This window comes from Saccharothrix tamanrassetensis, from assembly GCF_014203665.1.
Lineage (GTDB): Bacteria > Actinomycetota > Actinomycetes > Mycobacteriales > Pseudonocardiaceae > Actinosynnema > Actinosynnema tamanrassetense.
The window spans coordinates 1-20179 of sequence record NZ_JACHJN010000018.1; the positions used below are offsets into that span (position 1 = coordinate 1).

Genomic DNA, 20179 nt, shown 5'->3' on the forward strand with positions numbered 1-20179 from the left:
CACACGCGACAACCTCCAACTACCCACAGGCATCACCCTCGCCGCACACAACAGCCCCCACGACTGCGTCATCACCGGAACCGCCCACGACATCCAGAACTTCCAACAAACCGCGCAAGCCAACGGAACCATCACCCAACAACTCGCCACCCCGCACGCCTACCACCACCCCAGCATGCGCGAGGCAGCCCGCCAACTCCTCACCCACCTACAAGCCACACGACTCAACCCCCCGACAACACCGATCACCAGCACCACCACCGCAACCACGCTCACCGACCAACAGGCCACCGACCCGAACTACTGGGCCGACCAACTCACCAACACCGTCGAATACAACAACGCCATCACCAACACCACCACACCCACCACCACCTACCTCGAAATCGGACCCGGCAACACCCTCACCACCCTCACCAAACGCATCCTCGCCGGGTCGACCGCGTTTACGGTCGCGTCGCTCCCGCACCGCAGGGACCGTCGAGGCGCGGTCGAGACGATGCGCCACGCGTTGGCACGGTTGTGGGTCGCAGGCGCGCAACCGCGGTGGGAAGCCCTGTCCGACGGGAAGCGCCGACGCGTGTCGTTGCCCGCCTACCCGTTCCGGCGCACCCGGCACTGGCTCGACATCCCGGACGACGAGCCCGCCGGACCCGTCCCGGGACGCGGCCCGCACCCGTTGCTGGACGCCGTCGCGCTGCGGTCGGCCGGGCAGAGCGTGTTCCGCACCGACTTCGACACCGCACGGCACTGGGTCCTCTCCGAGCACCGGCTGCTCGGAGAGGCGATCGTGCCCGGCACGACCTACCTGGAGATGGCCCGTGCCGCCGCGACCCACCACGCCGGCAGGCCGGTCACCGAACTCCGCGACGTCGTCTTCCTCGTGCCGCTGCTCGTCCAGGACGGCAAGCCCCGCACGGTGCACACCACCGTCCGCGATGACGACGACGGGACCATGGTCTTCACCGTCGACTCCCACGACCCGACGACGGACCGCTGGACCAGGCACGCCCAGGGCATCGCGAGCACCGTCCCCACGCCCGCCCCGCTCCACGTCGACCCCGCCGAGCTGCGCGGCCGTTGCGTCGAGCAGACCCTGGACATGTCGGCGCGGCAGTCGAACCACCGGGTGATGGCGTTCGGCGAACGGTGGGTGCACAGCCTGCGCGCAGTCCACATCGGACACCGCAGTGCGTTGGGCGAGCTGGCCCTGTCCGACCGCTACCGGGCCGAGTGCGATCAACTGGGCCTGCACCCGGCGTTGCTGGACCTGGCGACCGGGTTCACCGGCTTCGCCGTCGCCGCGTCCGCCGCCGAACGTGCGGCCGCCGACGCGGACCGCGGGTTCTTCCTGCCCGTCGGCTACGACCGGCTGGTGCTGCACGGCCCGCTGCCCGCCCGTGCGCTGAGCCTGATCACCGCACACCCCGACACCCGCCTCGACGGCGAGGTCCGCAGCGTCGACGTCCACGTCTACGACGAGACGGGCACGCCGGTCGCCACGATCGTCGGGTTCACCACGAAGCGGGTCACCGACGCCGGCCGCACGGTCGCACGGCTGCGCCCACACAGCCGTCACCACGCGCTGGACTGGACTCGTGCCACCGAGGGCACCGGCCCGACGGACACCCCGGCCCGTGTCCTCGTCATCGCCGAACCCGGCAGCGCGGGTGCCGCACTCGCCGAGGAGTTCCGATCGGTGGAGTCCACAGTGGACATCGCCGTGCTCGGCGACGCCTTCGCCCGCCACGACGACCGCAGCTTCACCGTGCCGCCCACCGTCGCCGGGTTCGGCGACCTGGTGGACGGGCTGGCCGGACGCCCCGACCTGGTGATCCATGTCGCCGCGCCCGCCTCGGACGCGGGTGTCGCGTCCCGGCTCGACACCGGGGTGCTCGCCCTGTTCCACCTCACCCGGGCGCTGTCGGACCGGGGCGTCGTGCCCGAGCGGTTCGGCGTCGTCGCGCCCGTGGTGTCGGCGGTGACCGGCCGCGAAGGCGTCCCGGCGGGCGTGCACGGATCCCTGTTCGGGCTGGCCGCCGTGATCGGCGCGGAGAGCCAGGACACCGAGGTGCGCTGCGTGGACGTCGAGGTCGGCACCGACCTCGCCGCCGTGCGCGCCGAACTGGTCGGCGAACGCGCCCCCGTCACGGTGGCGCTGCGCGACGGCGAGCGGTACGTGCGCGAGCTGGCGGCCGTCGACCTGCGCGCGCGCCCCCGGTCCGACGCGGTCCCGTCCGACCGGGTGCACCTGATCACCGGCGGTCTCGGCGGTCTCGGCCTGGCCTGCGCGAAGCACCTGGCGTCGACCGTCCCCGGCGTCCGGCTGGCGCTGCTGGCCCGCTCGGTCCCACAGCCGCACGACACCGACCCGCGTGCTGCCGCGCGGGCGGCAGCGGTGCGGGACCTGGTCGAGGCGGGCGCGCGGGTCCGCACCTACGCGGTCGACGTCACCGACGCGGACGCGGTCGCCGACGCGGTGCGCCGGGTTCGGGCCGACCTCGGGCCGGTCGGGTGCGTGCTGCACGCGGCGGGCGTCGCGGGCGACGGGTTCCTGTTCCGCAAGGACACCGCCACGTTCCGGCGCACGCTGGACCCGAAGGTGCTCGGCGCGGTCGCGATCGCCGAGGCCACCGCCGACGACCGGCCCACCACCGTGCTGTTCGGCTCCACGGTGGCCGTGTTCGGCCCGGCCGGGCAGGGCGACTACGCCGCCGCCAACGCCTTCCTCGACGCCTACGCCGGCGAACTGGCCGCGCGCGGCCGGGACGCGGTGTCGATCGCCTGGACCGACTGGTTGGAGACCGGCATGGCCGCCGACCACGGCGTGCCGCCCGACCAGGGCTTCTTCCGGTCGGTGTCGATCGCCGACGCGCTGGCCAGCCTGGACGAGGTGCTGGCCGCCCGCCGCACCGGCGTCGTCGTCGGCGAGGTCAACCGGGCCCGGCTCGGCGACCCCGCCGTGGCCGCGATGCTGCGCCGCTCCCCCGTCGTGCTGTCCGAGCCGCTGAGCCGGGCCGTGGCCGACGCGCGGGGCGGCGGCGACGAGGCCCGCGCCGCGGACGGACCGGTGCTGCACGGCCGCGCCGACGGCGACTACCGGCCGACCGAGCGGGCGCTGGCCCGGATCTGGGCGGCCGAGCTGGGGCTGACCGAACTGAACGTGCGCGACAGCTCCTTCGCCCTCGGCGTCGACTCGCTGGCCGCGCTGCGCATCGCCCAGAACATCCACAAGACGCTCTCCCTGCGGGTGTCGATGGCAGACATGTTCCGGTACGTCACGGTCGCCGAACTGGCCGGGCACCTGGACGCGTCGACCACCGCGCCGGGCGGGCCGACCGGAGAGGACACCGCGTGACCCCCAGGACCGTAGGCGTGATCGGAGCCGGGACGATCGGGCGCGGCGTCGCCCAGTCGCTCGCGCAGGCGGGTCACGACGTGGTGCTCGTCGACGTCTCCGCACGACAACTGGCCGACGCCACCGAGCAGATCGCCCGCGACCTGCTGGTGCTGCGCATGCTGCCCGGCACGGCCGGGCGCGCCGGGAACGAGGACCCGGCGGCGGTGCTGGCCCGCGTCCGCACCGCCACCGCGAACGACGCGCTGGCCGACGTCGACTTCGTGGTGGAGAACGTCACCGAGGACTGGGCGGTCAAACGGGCCGTCTACGAGGAGATCGACCGGATCTGCCGCCCCGACGTGGTGTTCGGCGTGAACACCTCGGCCATCCCGATCACCCGGGTCGGGTCGGTGACCGGGCGCGCGCCGAAGGTGCTGGGCCTGCACTTCATGAACCCGGTGCCGATGCTCGACACCGTCGAGGTCGTGCGGGGCACCTTCACGTCCCAGGACACCCTGGACACCGCGTCGGAGCTGCTGGCAGGCATGGGCAAGACCGGGATCGTCGTGCAGGACGCGCCGGGCTTCGTCACCAACCGGGTGCTGATGCCCACCATCAACGAGGCGATCTTCTGCGTGCAGGACGGCGTGGCCACCGCCGAGCAGGTCGACCTGATGTTCCAAGGGTGCTTCGGCCACCCCATGGGTCCGCTGCGGACCGGCGACCTCATCGGCCTCGACACGATCCTCAACTCCATCACCGTGCTCTACGAGAGCTACCGCGACAGCAAGTACCGGCCCGCGCCGCTGCTCGTGCGGATGGTGGAGGCGGGTCTGCTGGGCCGCAAGACCGGCCGCGGCTTCTACACCTACTGACCCGGAACCACACCTGACCGACCGCCGACGGGGAGCACGAACGATGACCGACACGACCGCCACGACCGACACCGGCGACGCCCGCGCGCGCATCCGGGCCTTCCTCCTGCCGCACATGAGCGGCCAGGTGATCGCCGACACCGACGACTACTTCGCCCTCGGCTACGTCAACTCGCTGTTCGCGATGCAGCTCGCGGCGTTCGTGCAAAAGGAGTTCTCGATCGTGCTCAAGCCCGAGCACATGGACTTCGACAACTTCCGCACCGTCGACGGGCTGGTCCGCCTGGTGGGCACCGCGGCATGAGTGCCGCTGCCGAGGCGGGCACGGTGATCCCGCTCGACCCGCCGGTGCCCGCCGCGCTGGCCGACGAGGTGGGGAGGCGGCTGCTGTTCGTCTCCCCGGAGATCACCGGCTACCGCCTGGACACCGCCGAGGACGGCGACCTGCGCGGGGTGGTGCTGTACTCGGCCGCCCCGCTGGACGCCGAGGCCGTCGCCGGGAAGCTCAACCGGCTGCTGGACGCCGACGTGCGCCCGCAGCTGGCGAACCCGGCGACGGTGGTCTGGTCGTCCCCGCACCAGCGGGCCACGACGCCCGCGTTCCCGGCGCTGGCCGAGGCGGGCGCGGTCACCGAGGTGGGCGAGGGCCAGGTCGCGGTGGGCGAGCCGCTGCTGTCGCTGCTGGAGTTCTTCGACCGGCTGGTGCTCGATGCGCTCGCCGAGGACTTCACGGCGACCGCCTACCGCTACCCGACGCTGATCCGCACCGACGCGCTGGCCAAGGCGGGCTACTTCACCAGCTTCCCGCAGCACCTCATGCTGGTCACCCGGCTGCGCAACGACGTCGACGTCTACCGGGAGTTCCACCGCACGTACGGTGCGGGCCTCGAACCCGGTGTGCTGGCGTTGGGCGGCAACGTGGACTACTGCCTGCCGCCGACCATGTGCTACCACACGTTCCACCAGCACGAGGGCCGCACGCTCGACCCGGGCGTGCACGTGATCACCGCGCGCGGCAAGTCCTTCCGGTTCGAGGCCGGGTACGCCACCACGCTGGAACGGCTGTGGGACTTCACCATCCGCGAGATCGTGTTCCTCGGCCCCCGCGACGACGTGCTGGCGGCCCGCGAGACGTTCATGGGCCGCGCGTTCGCCCTGCTCGACGAACTGGGGTTCGCCGGGACGTGCGAGACGGGCAACGACCCGTTCTTCGGCGGCACGGACACGCCGTCCCGGATCTGGTCGCAGCGGCTGCTGGGCCTGAAGTACGAGCTGCGGCTGCCGGTCGCGGCCGACCGGGACATCGCCGTCGCCTCGTTCAACTTCCACGACGACCTGTTCGGCAAGGCGTTCGACATCGGCGCGGGCGACCCCCGCGAGACGGTGCGCAGCGGCTGCGTCGGGTTCGGCCTGGAACGGCTCGCCTACGCGTTCCTCTGCCAGTTCGGGCTGGACGAGGCGCAGTGGCCCGAGCGCGTGCGCGCCGGGCTGCGGGAGGACCGCCGATGACGGGCCGGGAGCCCGCCGACGACCGGCAGCGGCTGCTGTGCGCGGTGTTCGCCGAGACGCTGGGCGTCGTCGAGGTCGGCGTGGACGACTCGTTCTTCGAGCTGGGCGGCCACTCGCTGCTGGCGACCCGGCTGATCGCCCGGGTGCGCGCCGCGCTGGGCGTGGAGATCGGGCTGCGCGCGGTGTTCGAGGCGCCCACCGTCGCGCTGCTGTCCGAACGACTGGCCGAGGGCGGGCCGCGACGTCCGCCGCTGGTGCGGGCGGACCGGCCGGACACCGTGCCGCTGTCGGCGGCGCAGGCCCGGCTGTGGTTCCTCAACCGGCTGCACGGCGAGGCCGCGCACTACAACATGCCGATCGCGCACCGGCTCACCGGCCCGCTGGACGTGGCCGCGCTCGACGCCGCCCTCCAGGACCTGGTGGCCCGGCACGAGGTGCTGCGCACCGCGTACCCGGACTGGGACGGCGTTCCGCAGCAGGTCGTGCTGGAACCCGACGAGGCGCCGGTCGAGCTGGCCACCGCGACCGTGACCGAGGACGGGCTGGCCGCGGCGCTGACGGACGCGGCCGGGTACCCGTTCGACATCACCGGGGAGACGCCGCTGCGCGCGCGGCTGCTGCGGATCGCCGACGACGATTACGTGCTGCTGCTCGTGGTGCACCACATCGCCTGCGACGGCTGGTCGCTGGCGCCGCTGCTGCGCGACCTCGGCGCCGCCTACGCCGCACGGCAGCGCGGCGCCGCACCCGGCTGGGAACCGCTGCCCGTGCAGTACGCCGACTACGCCCTGTGGCAGCAGGAAGTCCTGGGGCGGGCCGACGACCCGAACAGCGTGCTCAGCCGGCAGACCCGGTTCTGGCGCGGCGAGCTGGCCGGGATGCCCGAGCGGCTGCGCCTGGACCGCCTGCGCGAGCGCCCCGCCGTGCTGTCCCACCGGGGCGGCCGGGTGGCCGGCGTCGTCCCCGAGGACGTGCACGCGGCCCTGCTCCGGCTGGCCAAGGAGACCGGCACCAGCGTGTTCATGCTCGTCCAGGCCGCGCTGGCGACCGTGCTGACCACGGCCGGGGCGGGCACCGACATCGCCATCGGCATCCCGGCGGCGGGCCGGTCCGACGACGCGCTGGACGACCTGGTCGGGTTCTTCGTCACCACGCTCGTCCTGCGCACCCGCACCGACGGCGACCCGTCGTTCACCGACCTGCTCAACCGCGTGCGCACCACCGACCTGGCCGCGTTCGCCAACCAGGACCTGCCGTTCGACCACCTCGTGCAGGCGCTGAACCCGGTCCGCTCGCCGGCGTGGCACCCGTTGATCCAGGTGATGCTGGCGTTCCAGAACACCGCGACCGCCGAGCTGCGGCTGCCCGGTCTCGTGGTCGCCCCGGTGCCGGTCGAGGAGCACATCACCCGCTTCGACCTGCGGTTCGAGCTGGTCGAACAGCCCGCGGGCGGCGGGATCGCGGTGGGCCTGACCTACGCTGTCGACCTGGTCGCCGAGGCCGACGCCGTGGCCCTGCTCGACCGGTTCACCGACTTCCTGGCCGCCGCGGCGGCCAGGCCGGACCTGCCGATCAGCGCGTTGGGCACGGGGGCGCGGCGGGTGGCCGAGCTGCCGCCGCCCGCCGCCCCGGCGCGGACGAAGGGACGGGCGGCGTTCGTCTTCTCCCCGTACGGCCAGCAATGGATGGGAATGGGCCGCACCATGTTCCGCACCGAACCCGTGTTCCGGGCCGCGCTGGAGGAGTGCTCGTCCGCGCTCGCCGAGCACACCGGGTGGTCCATCGTGGACGAGCTGTTCCTCGACGAGCCCGACGCCCGCACCGGGGACGTCGGGGTGATGCAGCCGGTGGTGTTCGCCGTGCAGGTGGGCATCGCGAGGTGGCTGGAGGCGCACGGGGCGCCACCGTCCGCCGTGGTGGGGCACAGCGTCGGGGAGATCGCGGCCTGCGCGGTCGCGGGCATCCTCGACGTGCCCGACGCGGTCCGCCTCGTCCACCACTACAGCGACCAGCAGCGCCGGGTCGCCGGCCCCGGCCACGGGATGGCAGTGGCCGAGCTGTCCGCCGACGAGCTGTGCGCACGCCTGCCGGCCGGCAGCTCCCTCAGCGTCGCCGCGCACAACGGCCCGCGCACCACCGTGCTGGCCGGACCCGCCGCGGAACTGGCCGAGCTGGTCGCGGCGCTGCGGGCGGACGACGTGCTGTGCGCGGCGGTCCGGGTCGACCTGGCCGCGCACAGCCCCGCCATCGACCCGATCATGGCCGACCTGGTGCGCGCCGTCGGAACGCTGCGACCCGGGCCGGGCCGGGTGCCGATGATCTCGTCGGTCACCGGGGCCGAACTGGACTGGCGGACCGTGGACGCGGCGTACTTCGCCGACAACCTGCGCCGCACCGTGCGGCTCTCCGAGGCGGTGGCCGTCCTGCTGCCCGACCACGACGTGCTGGTGGAGGTCAGCGCCCACCCGGTGCTGGTGCCCGCGCTGCGCCAGTGCGCGGCCGGGACGCCGGTCGACGTGGTCGCCACCATGCGCAACGGCGACGACGACAGCGCGGGCCCGCTGGCGGCGCTGACCGCGCTGACGGGGCTGTCCCACCCAGCACCAGCGAGCCGAAGCGAGAGGCCAGGGCACCGATGACGACGACCGACCCGCGCACCGCCGCGAGCGGGCCGACCACCTTCCACCTGCGGTGCGTCCGCTGCGACTGGCGGACCGCGCCGCGCTTCCTGCTGCGCTGCCCGTCCTGCGCGGGCGCCCTGGAACCGGTGCTCGACCTGACCGGGGCCGCGCCGCGCCCGCACCACCGGCCCGAACTGGCCTACCTGGACTTCCTGCCGGCCGACGCGGACGACCTGCCCGACGCGGAGCTCAGCGTGGCCACGCCGTGCCGTCCCGCGCCCCGGCTGGGTGCGGCCATCGGCGTGCCGAACCTGTGGGTCAAGGACGAGTCGCGCCAGCCGACCGGCACCACCAAGGACCGCTTCGCCGCGATCGTGCTGGCGGTGTTCCGGCGCTTCGGCATCACCGAGTGGGTGGCCTCCAGCACCGGCAACAGCTCCACCGCGCTCGCCCGCGCCGTCGAAGGCGACCCCACGATGCGCGCGCACTTCTTCTGCGGCGCCGGCTTCGTGGCCGACCAGCGCTTCCCCACCGACGACCGGATCTCGCTCACCCCCGTCGACGGCTGCTACGCCGAGGCCAGCGACGCCGCCGTCCGCTTCGCCCACGAGCGCGGCCTGACCTGGGAGGGCGGCTTCTTCAACTGGGCCAGGCGCGCGGGCCTGAAGCTGACCTACCTGGAGGCCTACGACGCACTGCGCGCGGCCGGGACCGCGCCGGACGTCGTCGTCCAGGCGGTCAGCAGCGGTATGGGGATCATGGCCGCGCACAGAGGCACCGAGGAGTACCTGGACCTGGGCCGGTTGTCCGCGCGGCCCCGGTTCCTGATGGCCCAGCAGGACACGTGCGCGCCGATGGCCAGGGCGTGGGCCGAAGGGCGCGCCGAGCTGACCGACGCCGACGTGGTGCCCGACCCGCACGGCCTGGCCAGGGCGATCCTGCTCGGCGACGGCCGCGCGACCTACCCGTACATGCGTGAGATCGCGCACATCAGCGGCGGCTCGATCGTCGCCGTGGCGCAGGACGACCTGGTCACGGCGAAGGCGATGCTCGCCGACCTGGAAGACCTGGACGTCTGCCACTCGTCGGCGGCCACCGTGGCCGCCCTGCGTGCCGAGGCCGCCGCCGGGCGGATCGGCCGCGACGAGGTGGCCCTCGCCGTCCTGACCGGCCGCGACCTGTCGGGCCACTACCGGACCACACCGGACCAGCACCGCGACGACGCAGGAGGAGCAGCGTGACCCCCGGGTACCTCACACCGGACCAGGCCCGGCAGGGCGCGGAGTTCCGCGCGTTCGCCGATCGGGAACTGGTGCCGCGCGCCGCCGGGATCGACGCCGGGCAGGCCGTCACCCGCGAGACGATCGCCGTGCTCGCCGAGCACCGCTACCTGGGTTCGGCGGTGCCCGCCGAGCAAGGCGGCGGCGGGCTCGGCATGGTCGCCTACGGCCTGCTCGCCGAGGAGATCGGCCGGGCGTGCCAGTCGGCGCGCAACTTCGTCGCCGTCCAGGACATGGTCGTCCACTCGCTGCTCCAGTGGGGCTCCGACGGCCGGCGGGAACGCTGGCTGGGGCCGCTGCTCGGCGGCACGGCAGTCGCCGCGTTCGCGCTGACCGAGCCGGGCGTCGGCAGCGACGCGGGCGCGGTGACGACCACCGCACGTCCCGACCGGGGCGGCTACCGCCTCGACGGCACCAAGAAGTGGATCAGCTTCGCGCAGATCGCCGACGTGTTCCTGGTCTTCGCCGACCTCGACGGCAAGCACACCGCGTTCCTCGTCGAGCGCGACACCCCCGGCCTGTCCGTCGCGCCGATCACCGGCCTGCTGGGGCTGCGCGGCTCGCTGCTCGGCGAGATCACCCTGGACGGCTGTGTCGTCCCGGGTGACAGCATCGTCGGCAGGCCGGGCCTCGGTCTGGCGTTCGTCGCCTCCGGCGCGTTGGACCTCGGCCGCTACAGCACCGCGTGCGGCGCGGTCGGCCTGGCCGAGGCGTGCCTGCGGGCCTGCGCGACCTACACGGGCGAACGCGCCCAGTACGGCACCGAGATCCGCAACCACCAGCTCGTCCAGGCGATGCTGGCCGACCTCGTCACCGACACCACCGCCGCCCGGCTGCTCTGCTACCAGGCGGGCGTGAGCCGCGAGCAGGGTTCGGTGGAGGCGGTCAACCACACGTTGATGGCCAAGTACCGCGCGTCCACCGTGGCGGTGCGGGCGGCCTCCGACGCCGTCCAGCTGCACGGCGCGAGCGGCATCGGCGACAGCGCCGTGCAGCGGCACTACCGGGACGCCAAGGTGCTGGAGATCATCGAGGGCACCACGCAGATCCAGCAGACCCTGCTCGGGCAGTACGCGGCCAGGGTGGGTGCCCGGTGACCGCCGTGCGCCGTGCGCCCGCCACGTTCGGCCAGCTCTCCGTCATGCGGTCGCTGGCCGTCCACGGGCCCGACGGGCAGCAGGTGGCCAACCTGGTCAGCGTCTGGGAGATCCCGCCGGGCCCGGACACCGCCCAGGCGATGGACGCCTGGCTGCGGCTCGTCGCCGCGCACGAATCGCTGCGCACGACCCTGCACGTCACCGACGACGGCGTGGAACAACAGGTGCACGCCTTCGGCTCCACGCCCCTGCCCACCGTGGACCTGGCCGACGCCACGCCGGAGGCCGCCCACCGGATCGCCGCCGACCTGGCCGCCACGCCCATCGACGTCGAACGGGACCGCCCGTGGCGGGCGGTGGTGGCCGTCGAGCAGGGCGACCCGGTGTACCTGGTGGCCGTCGTGCACCACGCCGCCGCCGACAACGAGGCCCTGCGCGTCCTGGAGGCGCAGTTCCTCGCCGCGCTGGACGGCGCCGACGTCGTCGCGGACGCCCAACCCGCCGACCTGGCCGGGCAGCAGCGGGCGAAGACCGGCGGGCAGGCGTTGGCGCACTGGACCGCGGTGTGGCCCGCGCTGGAGGCCGCCGACCGGGAACCCGGCGACCGCAGCCCCCGCCGGCGCGCCTCGCTGTACAGCCCGGCCGCGCTCGCCGCGACCACCTCGCTCTCCGAACGGCTGCGGGTGTCGCCGCAGTCGATCGTGCTCGCGGTCGGCGCGCTGGCGCTGGCCCGGCACGAGGGACGCGACCGGGTGACGTTCGCGCTGATGGCGGCCAACCGGCTCGACCGGCGCTGGACCGGGCTGGTGTCCTCGCTCAACCAGTACAGCCCGGTGACGATCGAGGTCGACGGCGACCTCGATCCCGACGAGTACCTGACCAACGGGTACCTGCGGTGCCTCACGGCGTACCTGCACGGCTCCTACGACGTCGACGCGCTGACCGCCGCCCTGGCCGAGGCGGGGGTCGCGGACCCGGACCCCACGGCGTTCGCCAAGCACTTCAACTTCCTCGGCCCGGTCGACGCCGAACCCGACGCCGCCTCCCCGCTGCGCACGTCCGTCGCCTGGCGGGGCTCCACCCAGCGCACCGGCCCCAACCTGCACCTGGCGATCGCGACCGGCAGCGGCCTGATGATCGGGGTCGGTGCCAGCGAGGACTACCTGCCGGGCGGCCTGCCCGCGACCGTGGCCGCGGGCATCGAGGCGGGCCTGATCCGGCTCGATGCCGGACAGGCCCGCACCGTGGCCGGACTCGATCTGACCCCGGTGCGGCCGCTGTGACCCCGCGCTCAGTCCGAAGCGGACCGACCCACCCGGAAACCCTCGACGTACAGGCGGTCCAACGACATCCGGGCGAACCCCTCCACCGCCAGCTCCGGGGAGGCGATGATCGGCTGGTCCTTGACGTTGAACGACGTGTTGATGACGCAGCCCAGCCCGGTGCGCTCCTTGACCCGGGTCAGCAGCGTCCAGAACGGCTCGTTGTCCTCCCGGCGCACGATCTGCACCCGCGCCGTGCCGTCGACGTGCACCGCGCCGTCGATCCGCGACGCCTGGCCCTCGCGGACCCTGGCCGTGCAGAGCATGTAGCGGGCAGGGTCGACCGGGTCGTTCTCGAACACCTCGGCGTAGTCCTCGGCGAGGATGGCCGGGGCGAACGGGCGGAACCCCTCGCGCATCTTGACCACGTGGTTGAGCCGTGCCTTGATGTCGGCCCCGTTGGGCAGGGCCAGGATCGAGCGGTTGCCCAGCGCGCGCGGCCCGAACTCCATCCGGCCCGCGAACCAGGCGATCATCCGGTCGGCGGCCAGGTCGTCGGCGGCGCGGTCGTAGTACTCGTCGGTGAACCCGAGGTCCGCCCACTCGACGGCCGCCCCGCCGTCGCGCGCCGCCGTGAGCGCCTTGGCGACGTCGCCGTGGGTGTAGCCGGGGCCGGTGTACGGGGTGTAGCCGCCGCGCAGCCCGCCCGCGACGTGCAGCGCCGCGCCCACCGCCGTGCCGTCGTCGCTCGCGCCGGGCGGGATGAACAGCGCCCGCAGGCCGGGGATCCGCGCGATCGACTCGTTGGCGAGGCAGTTGAGGAACGACCCGCCGGACAGGCACAGCGCGTCCAGCCCGGTGCGGTCGAGCCAGTGCCGGGCGAACTCCGTCAGGACAGCGGTGAACCGGGCCTGCAACGCGGCGGCGACGTCCGCGTACACCGGGTCCACCTCGTCGCCGGGACGCCGTGGCAGCACGCCGAGTTCCTTCGTCAGGAACGCCATCGCCGTCGGGTAGCCCTCGCCGCCGCGCCCCAACGCGTCGTGCGACCAGCCGATGTGGACACGACCCCCGTCGTGGCGCAGGAAGCCCGCGAAGAAGTCGGCGAAGCGGCGCGCGTCGCCATACGCGGACAGGCCCATCACCTTGTACTCGTCGGAGTTGAAGGTGTAGCCCAGGAAACGGGTGAAGATCGAGTACAGCAGGCCCAGGGACGCCTTGAAGCCCTGGCTGTGCAGCACCTCGATCCCCGATGTGGAGCAGCGCTGCACGGTCAGCGAGACGAACTCGCCCATCCCGTCCGACACGATGGACAGCGCGTCGTCGAAACCGCTGGGGTGGAAGGCCGACGCGGCGTGCGCGAGGTGGTGCTCCACCGGGCGGAACCGGCGTTCCACGTCCCGCCAGCCGAGCGCGGTGAGCCCGTCGACCACCGTGCGGTTGCTCAGCACGCGGTCGAAGTACGCGGGCGTGGTGTGGAAGTAGCGGCGGAACTTGTCGTGGTCGAAGCCGTGGGCGATGAAGTCCACGTCGTCCGGGCCGATTCCGGCTTCCTGGAGGCAGAACTCGATCGCCCGCACGGGCAGCGCGCCGGTTCCCTTGTCCCCGGTGAACCGCTCCTCCGCCGCCGCGGCGACGATCACGCCGTCGCGCACCAGGCAGGCCGCGCTGTCCATGCCCTGGCAGATCCGCCGGTCCTCGGGTTCCGCGTCGGGGTGCTCCCTGAGGTGGTCGTCCTGCGCGTGCGGCAGTCCGCTCAATCCGAGTACGATCACCGATCCCCCTCGTGGTCGCCGACTCCGGGGGTCAGTATCCTGACGTTTCCTTTCTGTAGCAAGCATCTGGACGCGAAAGGCGGGCCGGACCACCGGGCTTCGCCCTTGACGGTCCACGATGGACCTGCCGAGACTGGACCCGGCGGGACCACGATTCCCGGGCGCCGGAACGGAAGGCGTTGCCGGGCCGCCGTCGTGACGAGGAGGAAGCCGACGTGCAGTCGAACCGCGTGCCGTGGCCTGCCGAGTTCGAGGACGTGCTGGGCGCGCACCTCGCCGAACGGCCCGCGCCCGGCGCCCTGGCGCCCGACCTCGACCTGGAGGACGCGGGCATCGACTCGGTCACGGTCATCGGGTTGATGGTGGAGCTGGAGACCCGCTTCTCCTTCACCTTCCCCGACGAACTGCTCACCAACGACACCTTCGCCACTCCGGAGAACCTCTGGAAGGCGATCGCGAGCCAGCTCTCCTAGCAGAGGAATCCCAGTGGTCACGGCCTTTTCCGTAGTCTCCGCCGACACCGTGCGCGCGATCCTCGACGCCGACCTCCCGGGCGTCGTCGACCTGGTCGAGCGCACCTACCTGCGCCACGACGCGGGCGGCACCGTCAACCCGCCGTCGTACTTCCTGCGGTTCCCGGACGATCCGGCGGCGCGCATCATCGCGCTGCCCGCCGCGCTCGACGGCGAACCCGGTGTCGCCGGTCTGAAGTGGATCTCCAGCTTCCCGGACAACCTCGACCGGGGCCTGCCACGCGCCTCCGCCGTGCTCGTCCTCAACGACCGGCGCACCGGTTTCCCCACCGCGTGCGTGGAAGCGTCGGTGATCAGCGCGACCCGGACGGCGGCGTCGGCCGCGCTCGCCGCCCGCGCCCTGGCGGGTTCCGCGCGCCGGGTCGGTTTCGTCGGAGCCGGGCTGATCGCCGCGCGCATCGCCGAATTCCTCGCCGCCGTCGGCATCCCGGCCGAACGGGTGCTGCTGCACGACCACAACCCGGACCGCGCCGCGCGACTGGCCGAACGGGTCGACCGGGCCGAGGTCGCGCGCACCGCCGAGGAGGCCGTCCGCGAGTCCGACCTGGTGGTGTTCGCCACCACCGCCGGCACCCCGCACGTCACCGACGCGGACTGGCTCGCCCACCGCCCCGTCGTGCTGCACATCTCGTTGCGCGACCTCAGCCCGCAGATCGTCCTGGGCGCCACCAACGTCGTGGACGACGTGGAGCACTGCCTGCAGGCCAACACGTCGCCACACCTGGCCGAGCAGCTGACCGGCAACCGGGACCACGTGCACGCCACCCTCGCCGACGTCCTGACCGGCCGGTTCACCCCACCCGGCGACCGGCCGGTGGTGTTCTCCCCGTTCGGGCTGGGCGTGCTGGACCTCGCGCTGGCCGAGGTCGTGCACGGCCGAGCCCTCGCGGAGGGCACCGCCACGGTGATCCCGTCGTTCTTCAGCGGTCTGCACCCCGACCGGTGAACGGCGGTTATCCAGTGGTGGCAACGAAATCCGTACCGGGAACGAGGGAGGTGTCCGGACGTGGGTCGGACTGATCCGGGGGCGCTGGAGCCCTACCGCCCGCCGACGCCGCGGGACATCAGCGGGCCCGGCCGGTACCTGCTGTGGCTGGTCCGGTCGCAGCGGGCGCGCATCGCGGCCGGGATGGCGCTGGGCAGCTCCTGGATGGTGAGCCTGGCGCTGCCGCCTTTCGTGCTCTCCCAGGCGATCGACCGGGGGCTGATCCCGGGCGACCGGCAGGCGCTGCTGCTGTGGGCCGGCGCGTTGCTGGTCGTGTCGGTCCTCATCGCGGTGCTCGCGATCTCGCGCCACCGCACGATGACCCGGATCCGGATGGACGCCTCGTTCCGCACGATCCGGGCGAGCGTGCGGCAGTCGGCCAGGCTCGGCTCGACGTTGTCCCGGCGGTTGGACAGCGGCGAGGTCACCGCGATCGGGACCGGGGACGTCCAGGTCGTCTCGCAGGCGTTGACGGTGACCGGACCCGGGTTCGGCGCGGTGGTCGCGTACGCGTGCATCGCGGTGATCATGTTCGACATCTCGGCGCTGCTCGCCGTCGTCGTGCTGGCGGGCGTGCCGCTGCTGGCCGCGTTCATCGGCCCGCTGCTGCGGCGGATCGAGCAGACCACCACCGGGTACCGCCGGCTGCAGGGGCAGCTGACCGGGCGGCTGGTGGACGTGATCGGCGGCCTGCGGGTCCTCAACGGCATCGGCGGCAAGGACGCCCACCTCGACCGGTACCGGGCGCAGTCGCGGGAACTGGTCGGGAAGGGCTTCCAGGTCGGGCGTCCGGCGAGCTGGGTGGTCGCGCTCGCCACGGGCCTGCCCGCGCTGTTCCTCGCCGTGGTCGTGTGGATCGCCGCGCGGATGGCCGCCACGGGCGAGATCTCGATCGGCGATTTCGTCGCCGTGCACGGGTACGTGGCGGTGCTCGTCATCCCCGTCGGCGCGCTGATCGAGGGCAGCGGGGACATCGCGCGGGCCCTGGTCTCGGCGCGCCAGGTGATCCACCTGCTGCGGATGGAGCCGGAGCACCGGGATACCGATCCGGCCGCCCCCGTGCCCGCCGGACCGGCAGCGCTGGTCGAACCGGAGTCGGGCGTGGTGGTCGAACCCGGGTTGTTCACCGCCGTGGTGAGCGCCCGTCCCGCCGACGCGATCGCCGTCGTGGAACGGCTCGGGCGCTTCCGCGACACCGAGGCGACCTGGGGTGACGTCCGGGTGGACGGGATCACCGTCGACGCGTTCCGGGAACGGGTCCTGGTCGCCGACAACGACGCCGACTTCTTCGCCGGCACCGTCCGCACCGCCGTCGCCGGTCGCCGCGAGCCGGAGGACAGCGCGATCCGGACGGCCCTGCGCGACGCCGTGGCCGACGACGTCGTGGAGGCGCTGCCCGAGGGGCTGGACTCGAAGGTCGTGTCGGGCGCGGCGACCCTCTCGGGTGGCCAGAAGCAGCGGATGCGGATGGCACGGGCCCTGTACGCGGACCCGGACGTGCTGCTCGCCGTCGAACCCACCTCGGCGGTGGACGCGCACACCGAAGCCGTCATGGCCGAACGCCTGGCCGCCGCACGACATGGCCGCACGACAGTCGTGACCACGACCTCGCCGCTGGTGCTCGACATCGCCGACCGGGTCGTCCTCCTCGTGGACGGTGTGGTCGACCGGGTCGGAACGCACCACGAGCTGCTGTCGTCGTGCCCGGCCTACCGCGAGGTCGTCTCCCGCGTCACCGGACAGGAACAGGACGAGGTGGAGAGCCGATGAGCGGCGAAGCCACGCTCCCGATCGCGTCGACCAGGCAGGTCGGCGCCGCGGCCTGGGCCCAGATCAGGGCCGCCCGGGGCACGGTGGCCGCGATGCTCGTGCTCAACGCGCTGGCCGCCGGCGCAGGACTGGTCGCCCCGTGGCTGCTCGGCCGGATCGTCGACGCCGTGCAGGCGGGTCCTGGGCCCGACCTGCACGGGACGATCGACATGCCCGCCGTCTGGATCATCACGTTCACGATCGTGCAGACGCTGCTCGTCCGCTGGGCCCTCTCGGTCGGGTACCGGTTCGGCGAGCGGGCCGCCGGGAACATCCGCGAGCGCTTCCTCCAGCGGGCGCTGTCGATCCCGGCCGCCGTCGTGGACCGGGTGCCGGTCGGCGATTTCGTGGTGCGGGGCACCATCGACTCCTCGATGGTCGCGACCTCGCTGCGCCGCGCGATCCCGGAGGTGCTGATCGCGTTGGTGCAGGCGCTGTTCCTGATCGCGGCGGTGCTCGTGGTCGACCCGCTCCTCGGCGCGTGCGGGCTGGCGTCGCTGCTCGGGATCGGCGTCGCGCTCCGCTGGTACCTGCGCCGCGCGCGTCCCGCCTACCTGCACGAGGCCGCGACCGGTGCACAGCTGGCCGACGTCGTCACCAGCACCGCGAAGGGCGCGCGCACCGTGGAAGCGCTCGGTCTGCACGACGAACGCGCGCGGACCGTGGACAGCGCGGTAGCCGAGGCCCGCAGCGCCCGGTTGCGGACGCTCAGGCTGCGCACGGTGCTGTTCCCGTCCATGGACATCTCGTACATGCTGCCGGTGGTGGCGGTCCTGCTGATCGGCGCGGCGCTCGTGGACAACGGCGCGGTCAGCCTCGGCGCCGTCATCGCCGCGACCATCTACCTGCGACAGCTGGTCGGCCCGCTGGACACCCTCACGGTCTGGGTGGAGCAGATCCAGGCGGCCGTGGCGTCCTACACCCGCGTCGAGGGGATCGCCTTGGTCCCGACCGCGCCGGCGGTGGCCACCGCCGAGGTGCGGGACGACCGGATCGTCGTGGACGACGTGTACTTCGCCTACGACAGCGGCCGGGACGTGCTCTCCGGCGTCGCCCTCACCGTGCGACCGGGGGAACGGCTCGCGCTCGTCGGCACGTCCGGCGCGGGGAAGTCGACCCTCGGCCGGCTCATCGCGGGCGTCGACCGACCCCGTGCCGGCACGGTGACCGTGGGCGGCGTGGCCGTCGCCGACCTGTCCCCGGACCGGCTGCGCGAGCAGGTGGTGCTCGTCACCCAGGACCACCACGTGTTCCAGGAGTCGTTGCGGGACAACCTGCTCATCGTCGTACCAACGGCCACCGACGCCGAACTCGAACAGGCGATGGTCTCCGTCGGCGCGACCTGGGTCCACGACCTGCCGGAGGGCTTGGACACCGTGCTGGGCACCCAGTCCAAACTGGATGGAGCGCAGGCGCAGCAGCTTTCCCTTGCCCGGGTTGTGCTCGCGAACCCGCACACCGTCATCCTCGACGAGGCGACGGCACTGCTGGATCCGACGACGGCACGGACCACCGAGCGTTCCTTGGCCGCAGTGCTCGAGAACCGCACGGTGATCGCCATCGCCCACCGCCTCCAGACCGCGCACGACGCCGACCGCGTGGCCGTGATGGAGGACGGCAGGCTCATCGAACTCGGCACGCACGACGAACTGGTCGCCGCCGGCGGCGCCTACAGCCGCCTGTGGCGGTCCTGGCACGGCGACTGACGCGACCGCCCGGGTCGGCTTCCGCAGCGACCCTGTGGGGTGTCAGAAGTCGGCGGCGTCGTTTGACCTTTGGTTAGGCTGCTGTGGGTTCGTACTCGTCGATCAGGCCGCCGAGGACTGGTCGGCGGCGTATCGAGGTGCAGCCTGGCCCTGTGATCGGGTGGCCGAGTCGTGGTGGGGTGAGTTGCAGGGTTCGGTGTGGTCTGCGGTGGTTGTAGTGGGCCGCGTAGCGGTACAGCATCTGCCGCGGTGACCATTTCCGGGCGAGTCCGGCGTTCACCGCGTCGTGCAACCGCGCCGACGACTCCAGTTTACGCGCCCGGGGCCGACGACGACCGTCGGCGGCCCGGCACTGCGCCCGCACCGCCCGATAACCACGACGACCGCCGTTCGCGGCGATCTCCCGCGCCACCGTTGAATCATGCCGACCCAGAAGCATCCCGAGGAACCGGGTCGAACAACCACCGTCCCGACCCACAGCTGCTGTCGCCATGACCGTATGACACCGCCGTGTCTTCCATCAGCGCACGGGGCTGACCAGTGGGTGGTTCAGCGGGTCTACGGCATCAACTACGCCGCCAGCGAAGTTGTTGAACGCCTGCAAGCCCTTCTCGAACCCTGACCTCTTGTCCTTCGGCGCGCGAGAGGCAGCGGATCTCCGAGGCAGTTGGCCGATGCCACTCGGCGAGCTTGGTGCCGCTGGTGGTGTCGGCGTACTGGGCGGTCCTGCGGCCGAGCACGTCGTAGGTGAAGGCCAGCGTCTGGCCGCGTGCGTCGGTGGTGGTGAGCGCTTGGCCGGCGAGATCGTAGGTGGTGCTGGTGGTGCCGGCCTCGTCTCGCTGACCGCCGTCCAGCAGAGCATCACCGGAGATCGACCATGAACATCCATCGGCGACGCACCCACATCACCCACACCCCGGACGATCGTTACCGGATATTCGCAACAACTTGCCGCTCGACACCGTTGTCGGGCACGTACAGGATCGCGTCCACGATCGCCCGACATCAGGCTTCTACCACCGCCCGCCCCGACCGGCCAGGCACGCGGGATCGGCGGCAGCGGGTCGAGGTCGGCCCACTGGGCGTCGGTGAAGTCGGTCGGATATCGACCTGTCCGCACGGTGGAGTGGTTGGAGGCGGCCAGGCCAGAGCAGGGGCACCCGCGGTGGAACCGCCCGCGGCGATCGGGCACGATAACAACGGAACTCCTGGCAGAGCGGCGCTTCGACAACGTCCGATCTACCAGGGGTTCCCTTGTCTGCGCACCAACGGGCACGACTGCTCAAGCTCAAGCTCAAAGACGGGCACTTATCCAGCGAAGTCACCGGTCTCGGACGAGGAGGCGGGACGTGTTCCCGTCGAGGATCTGCGCGCTCGCGCCTCCACG

General features: G+C 72.8%; 13 protein-coding genes. 12 read left to right on the forward strand and 1 reads right to left on the reverse strand.

The genetic code is table 11. The features are described 5' to 3' along the window. The 8 genes from FHS29_RS35330 to FHS29_RS35365 all read left to right on the forward strand — a co-directional run. Window positions 1-3358 (forward strand): SDR family NAD(P)-dependent oxidoreductase (locus FHS29_RS35330; RefSeq protein WP_184698916.1); only part of this gene is annotated, 3358 nt, incomplete at its 5' end. Next, window positions 3355-4215 (forward strand): 3-hydroxyacyl-CoA dehydrogenase family protein, encoded by an 861-nt coding sequence (locus tag FHS29_RS35335; RefSeq protein ID WP_184698918.1) that lies wholly within the window; start codon window positions 3355-3357, stop codon window positions 4213-4215. The genes FHS29_RS35330 and FHS29_RS35335, both read left to right, overlap by 4 nt. A 43-nt stretch (window positions 4216-4258) precedes the next feature. Then, window positions 4259-4519, forward strand: a complete 261-nt coding sequence (locus FHS29_RS35340) for an acyl carrier protein (RefSeq protein ID WP_184698920.1) — start codon at window positions 4259-4261, stop codon at window positions 4517-4519. Beyond that, a complete protein-coding gene (locus FHS29_RS35345; protein ID WP_184698922.1) occupies window positions 4516-5724 on the forward strand; it encodes a class-II aminoacyl-tRNA synthetase family protein in 1209 nt (402 codons plus the stop codon). The genes FHS29_RS35340 and FHS29_RS35345 overlap by 4 nt, the downstream gene beginning before the upstream one ends. Then, a complete protein-coding gene (locus FHS29_RS35350) occupies window positions 5721-8363 on the forward strand; it encodes a condensation domain-containing protein (protein WP_184698924.1) in 2643 nt (880 codons plus the stop codon). Before FHS29_RS35345 ends, FHS29_RS35350 begins: the two co-directional genes overlap by 4 nt. Then, window positions 8360-9586 carry a threonine synthase gene (locus FHS29_RS35355; RefSeq protein ID WP_184698926.1) on the forward strand — a complete coding sequence of 409 codons (1227 nt, stop codon included), beginning with the start codon at window positions 8360-8362 and terminating at the stop codon, window positions 9584-9586. The genes FHS29_RS35350 and FHS29_RS35355 overlap by 4 nt, the downstream gene beginning before the upstream one ends. Continuing rightward, the gene (locus FHS29_RS38400; RefSeq protein WP_184698928.1) at window positions 9583-10722 is read left to right on the forward strand and encodes an acyl-CoA dehydrogenase family protein; all 1140 of its coding nucleotides are present in this window, start codon (window positions 9583-9585) and stop codon (window positions 10720-10722) included. Before FHS29_RS35355 ends, FHS29_RS38400 begins: the two co-directional genes overlap by 4 nt. Beyond that, a complete protein-coding gene (locus FHS29_RS35365) occupies window positions 10719-12005 on the forward strand; it encodes a condensation domain-containing protein (protein WP_184698930.1) in 1287 nt (428 codons plus the stop codon). Before FHS29_RS38400 ends, FHS29_RS35365 begins: the two co-directional genes overlap by 4 nt. Window positions 12006-12013: 8 nt before the next feature. On the opposite strand, the gene FHS29_RS35370 is transcribed toward FHS29_RS35365, so the two are convergent. Further along, window positions 12014-13759 carry a carbamoyltransferase family protein gene (locus tag FHS29_RS35370; RefSeq protein WP_184698932.1) on the reverse strand — a complete coding sequence of 582 codons (1746 nt, stop codon included), beginning with the start codon at window positions 13757-13759 and terminating at the stop codon, window positions 12014-12016. A gap of 215 nt (window positions 13760-13974) precedes the next feature. Here FHS29_RS35370 and FHS29_RS35375 point away from each other — a divergent pair, with 215 nt between their 5' ends. The 4 genes from FHS29_RS35375 to FHS29_RS35390 are packed head-to-tail and all read left to right on the forward strand — an operon-like array spanning window position 13975 to window position 18792. After that, a complete protein-coding gene (locus FHS29_RS35375) occupies window positions 13975-14232 on the forward strand; it encodes a phosphopantetheine-binding protein (RefSeq protein WP_184698934.1) in 258 nt (85 codons plus the stop codon). 7 nt (window positions 14233-14239) lie between these two features. Next, window positions 14240-15238, forward strand: a complete 999-nt coding sequence (gene sbnB / locus FHS29_RS35380; protein WP_184698981.1) for a 2,3-diaminopropionate biosynthesis protein SbnB — start codon at window positions 14240-14242, stop codon at window positions 15236-15238. A 60-nt stretch (window positions 15239-15298) separates the two neighbouring features. After that, window positions 15299-17047, forward strand: coding sequence for an ABC transporter transmembrane domain-containing protein (locus FHS29_RS35385; RefSeq protein WP_184698936.1), 1749 nt, complete (start codon window positions 15299-15301; stop codon window positions 17045-17047). Next, window positions 17044-18792 (forward strand): ABC transporter ATP-binding protein, encoded by a 1749-nt coding sequence (locus FHS29_RS35390; RefSeq protein ID WP_184698938.1) that lies wholly within the window; start codon window positions 17044-17046, stop codon window positions 18790-18792. The genes FHS29_RS35385 and FHS29_RS35390 overlap by 4 nt, the downstream gene beginning before the upstream one ends. Window positions 18793-20179: the final 1387 nt, after the last annotated feature.

What these genes read in the sequence shown, in the direction of transcription:
- FHS29_RS35340 (WP_184698920.1), top strand. Translation starts at nt 4,259, where the DNA reads ATGACCGACACGACCGCCACGACCGACACCGGCGACGCCCGCGCGCGC.
- FHS29_RS35345 (WP_184698922.1), top strand. Translation starts at nt 4,516, where the DNA reads ATGAGTGCCGCTGCCGAGGCGGGCACGGTGATCCCGCTCGACCCGCCG.
- FHS29_RS35350 (WP_184698924.1), top strand. Translation starts at nt 5,721, where the DNA reads ATGACGGGCCGGGAGCCCGCCGACGACCGGCAGCGGCTGCTGTGCGCG.
- FHS29_RS35355 (WP_184698926.1), top strand. Translation starts at nt 8,360, where the DNA reads ATGACGACGACCGACCCGCGCACCGCCGCGAGCGGGCCGACCACCTTC.
- FHS29_RS35390 (WP_184698938.1), top strand. Translation starts at nt 17,044, where the DNA reads ATGAGCGGCGAAGCCACGCTCCCGATCGCGTCGACCAGGCAGGTCGGC.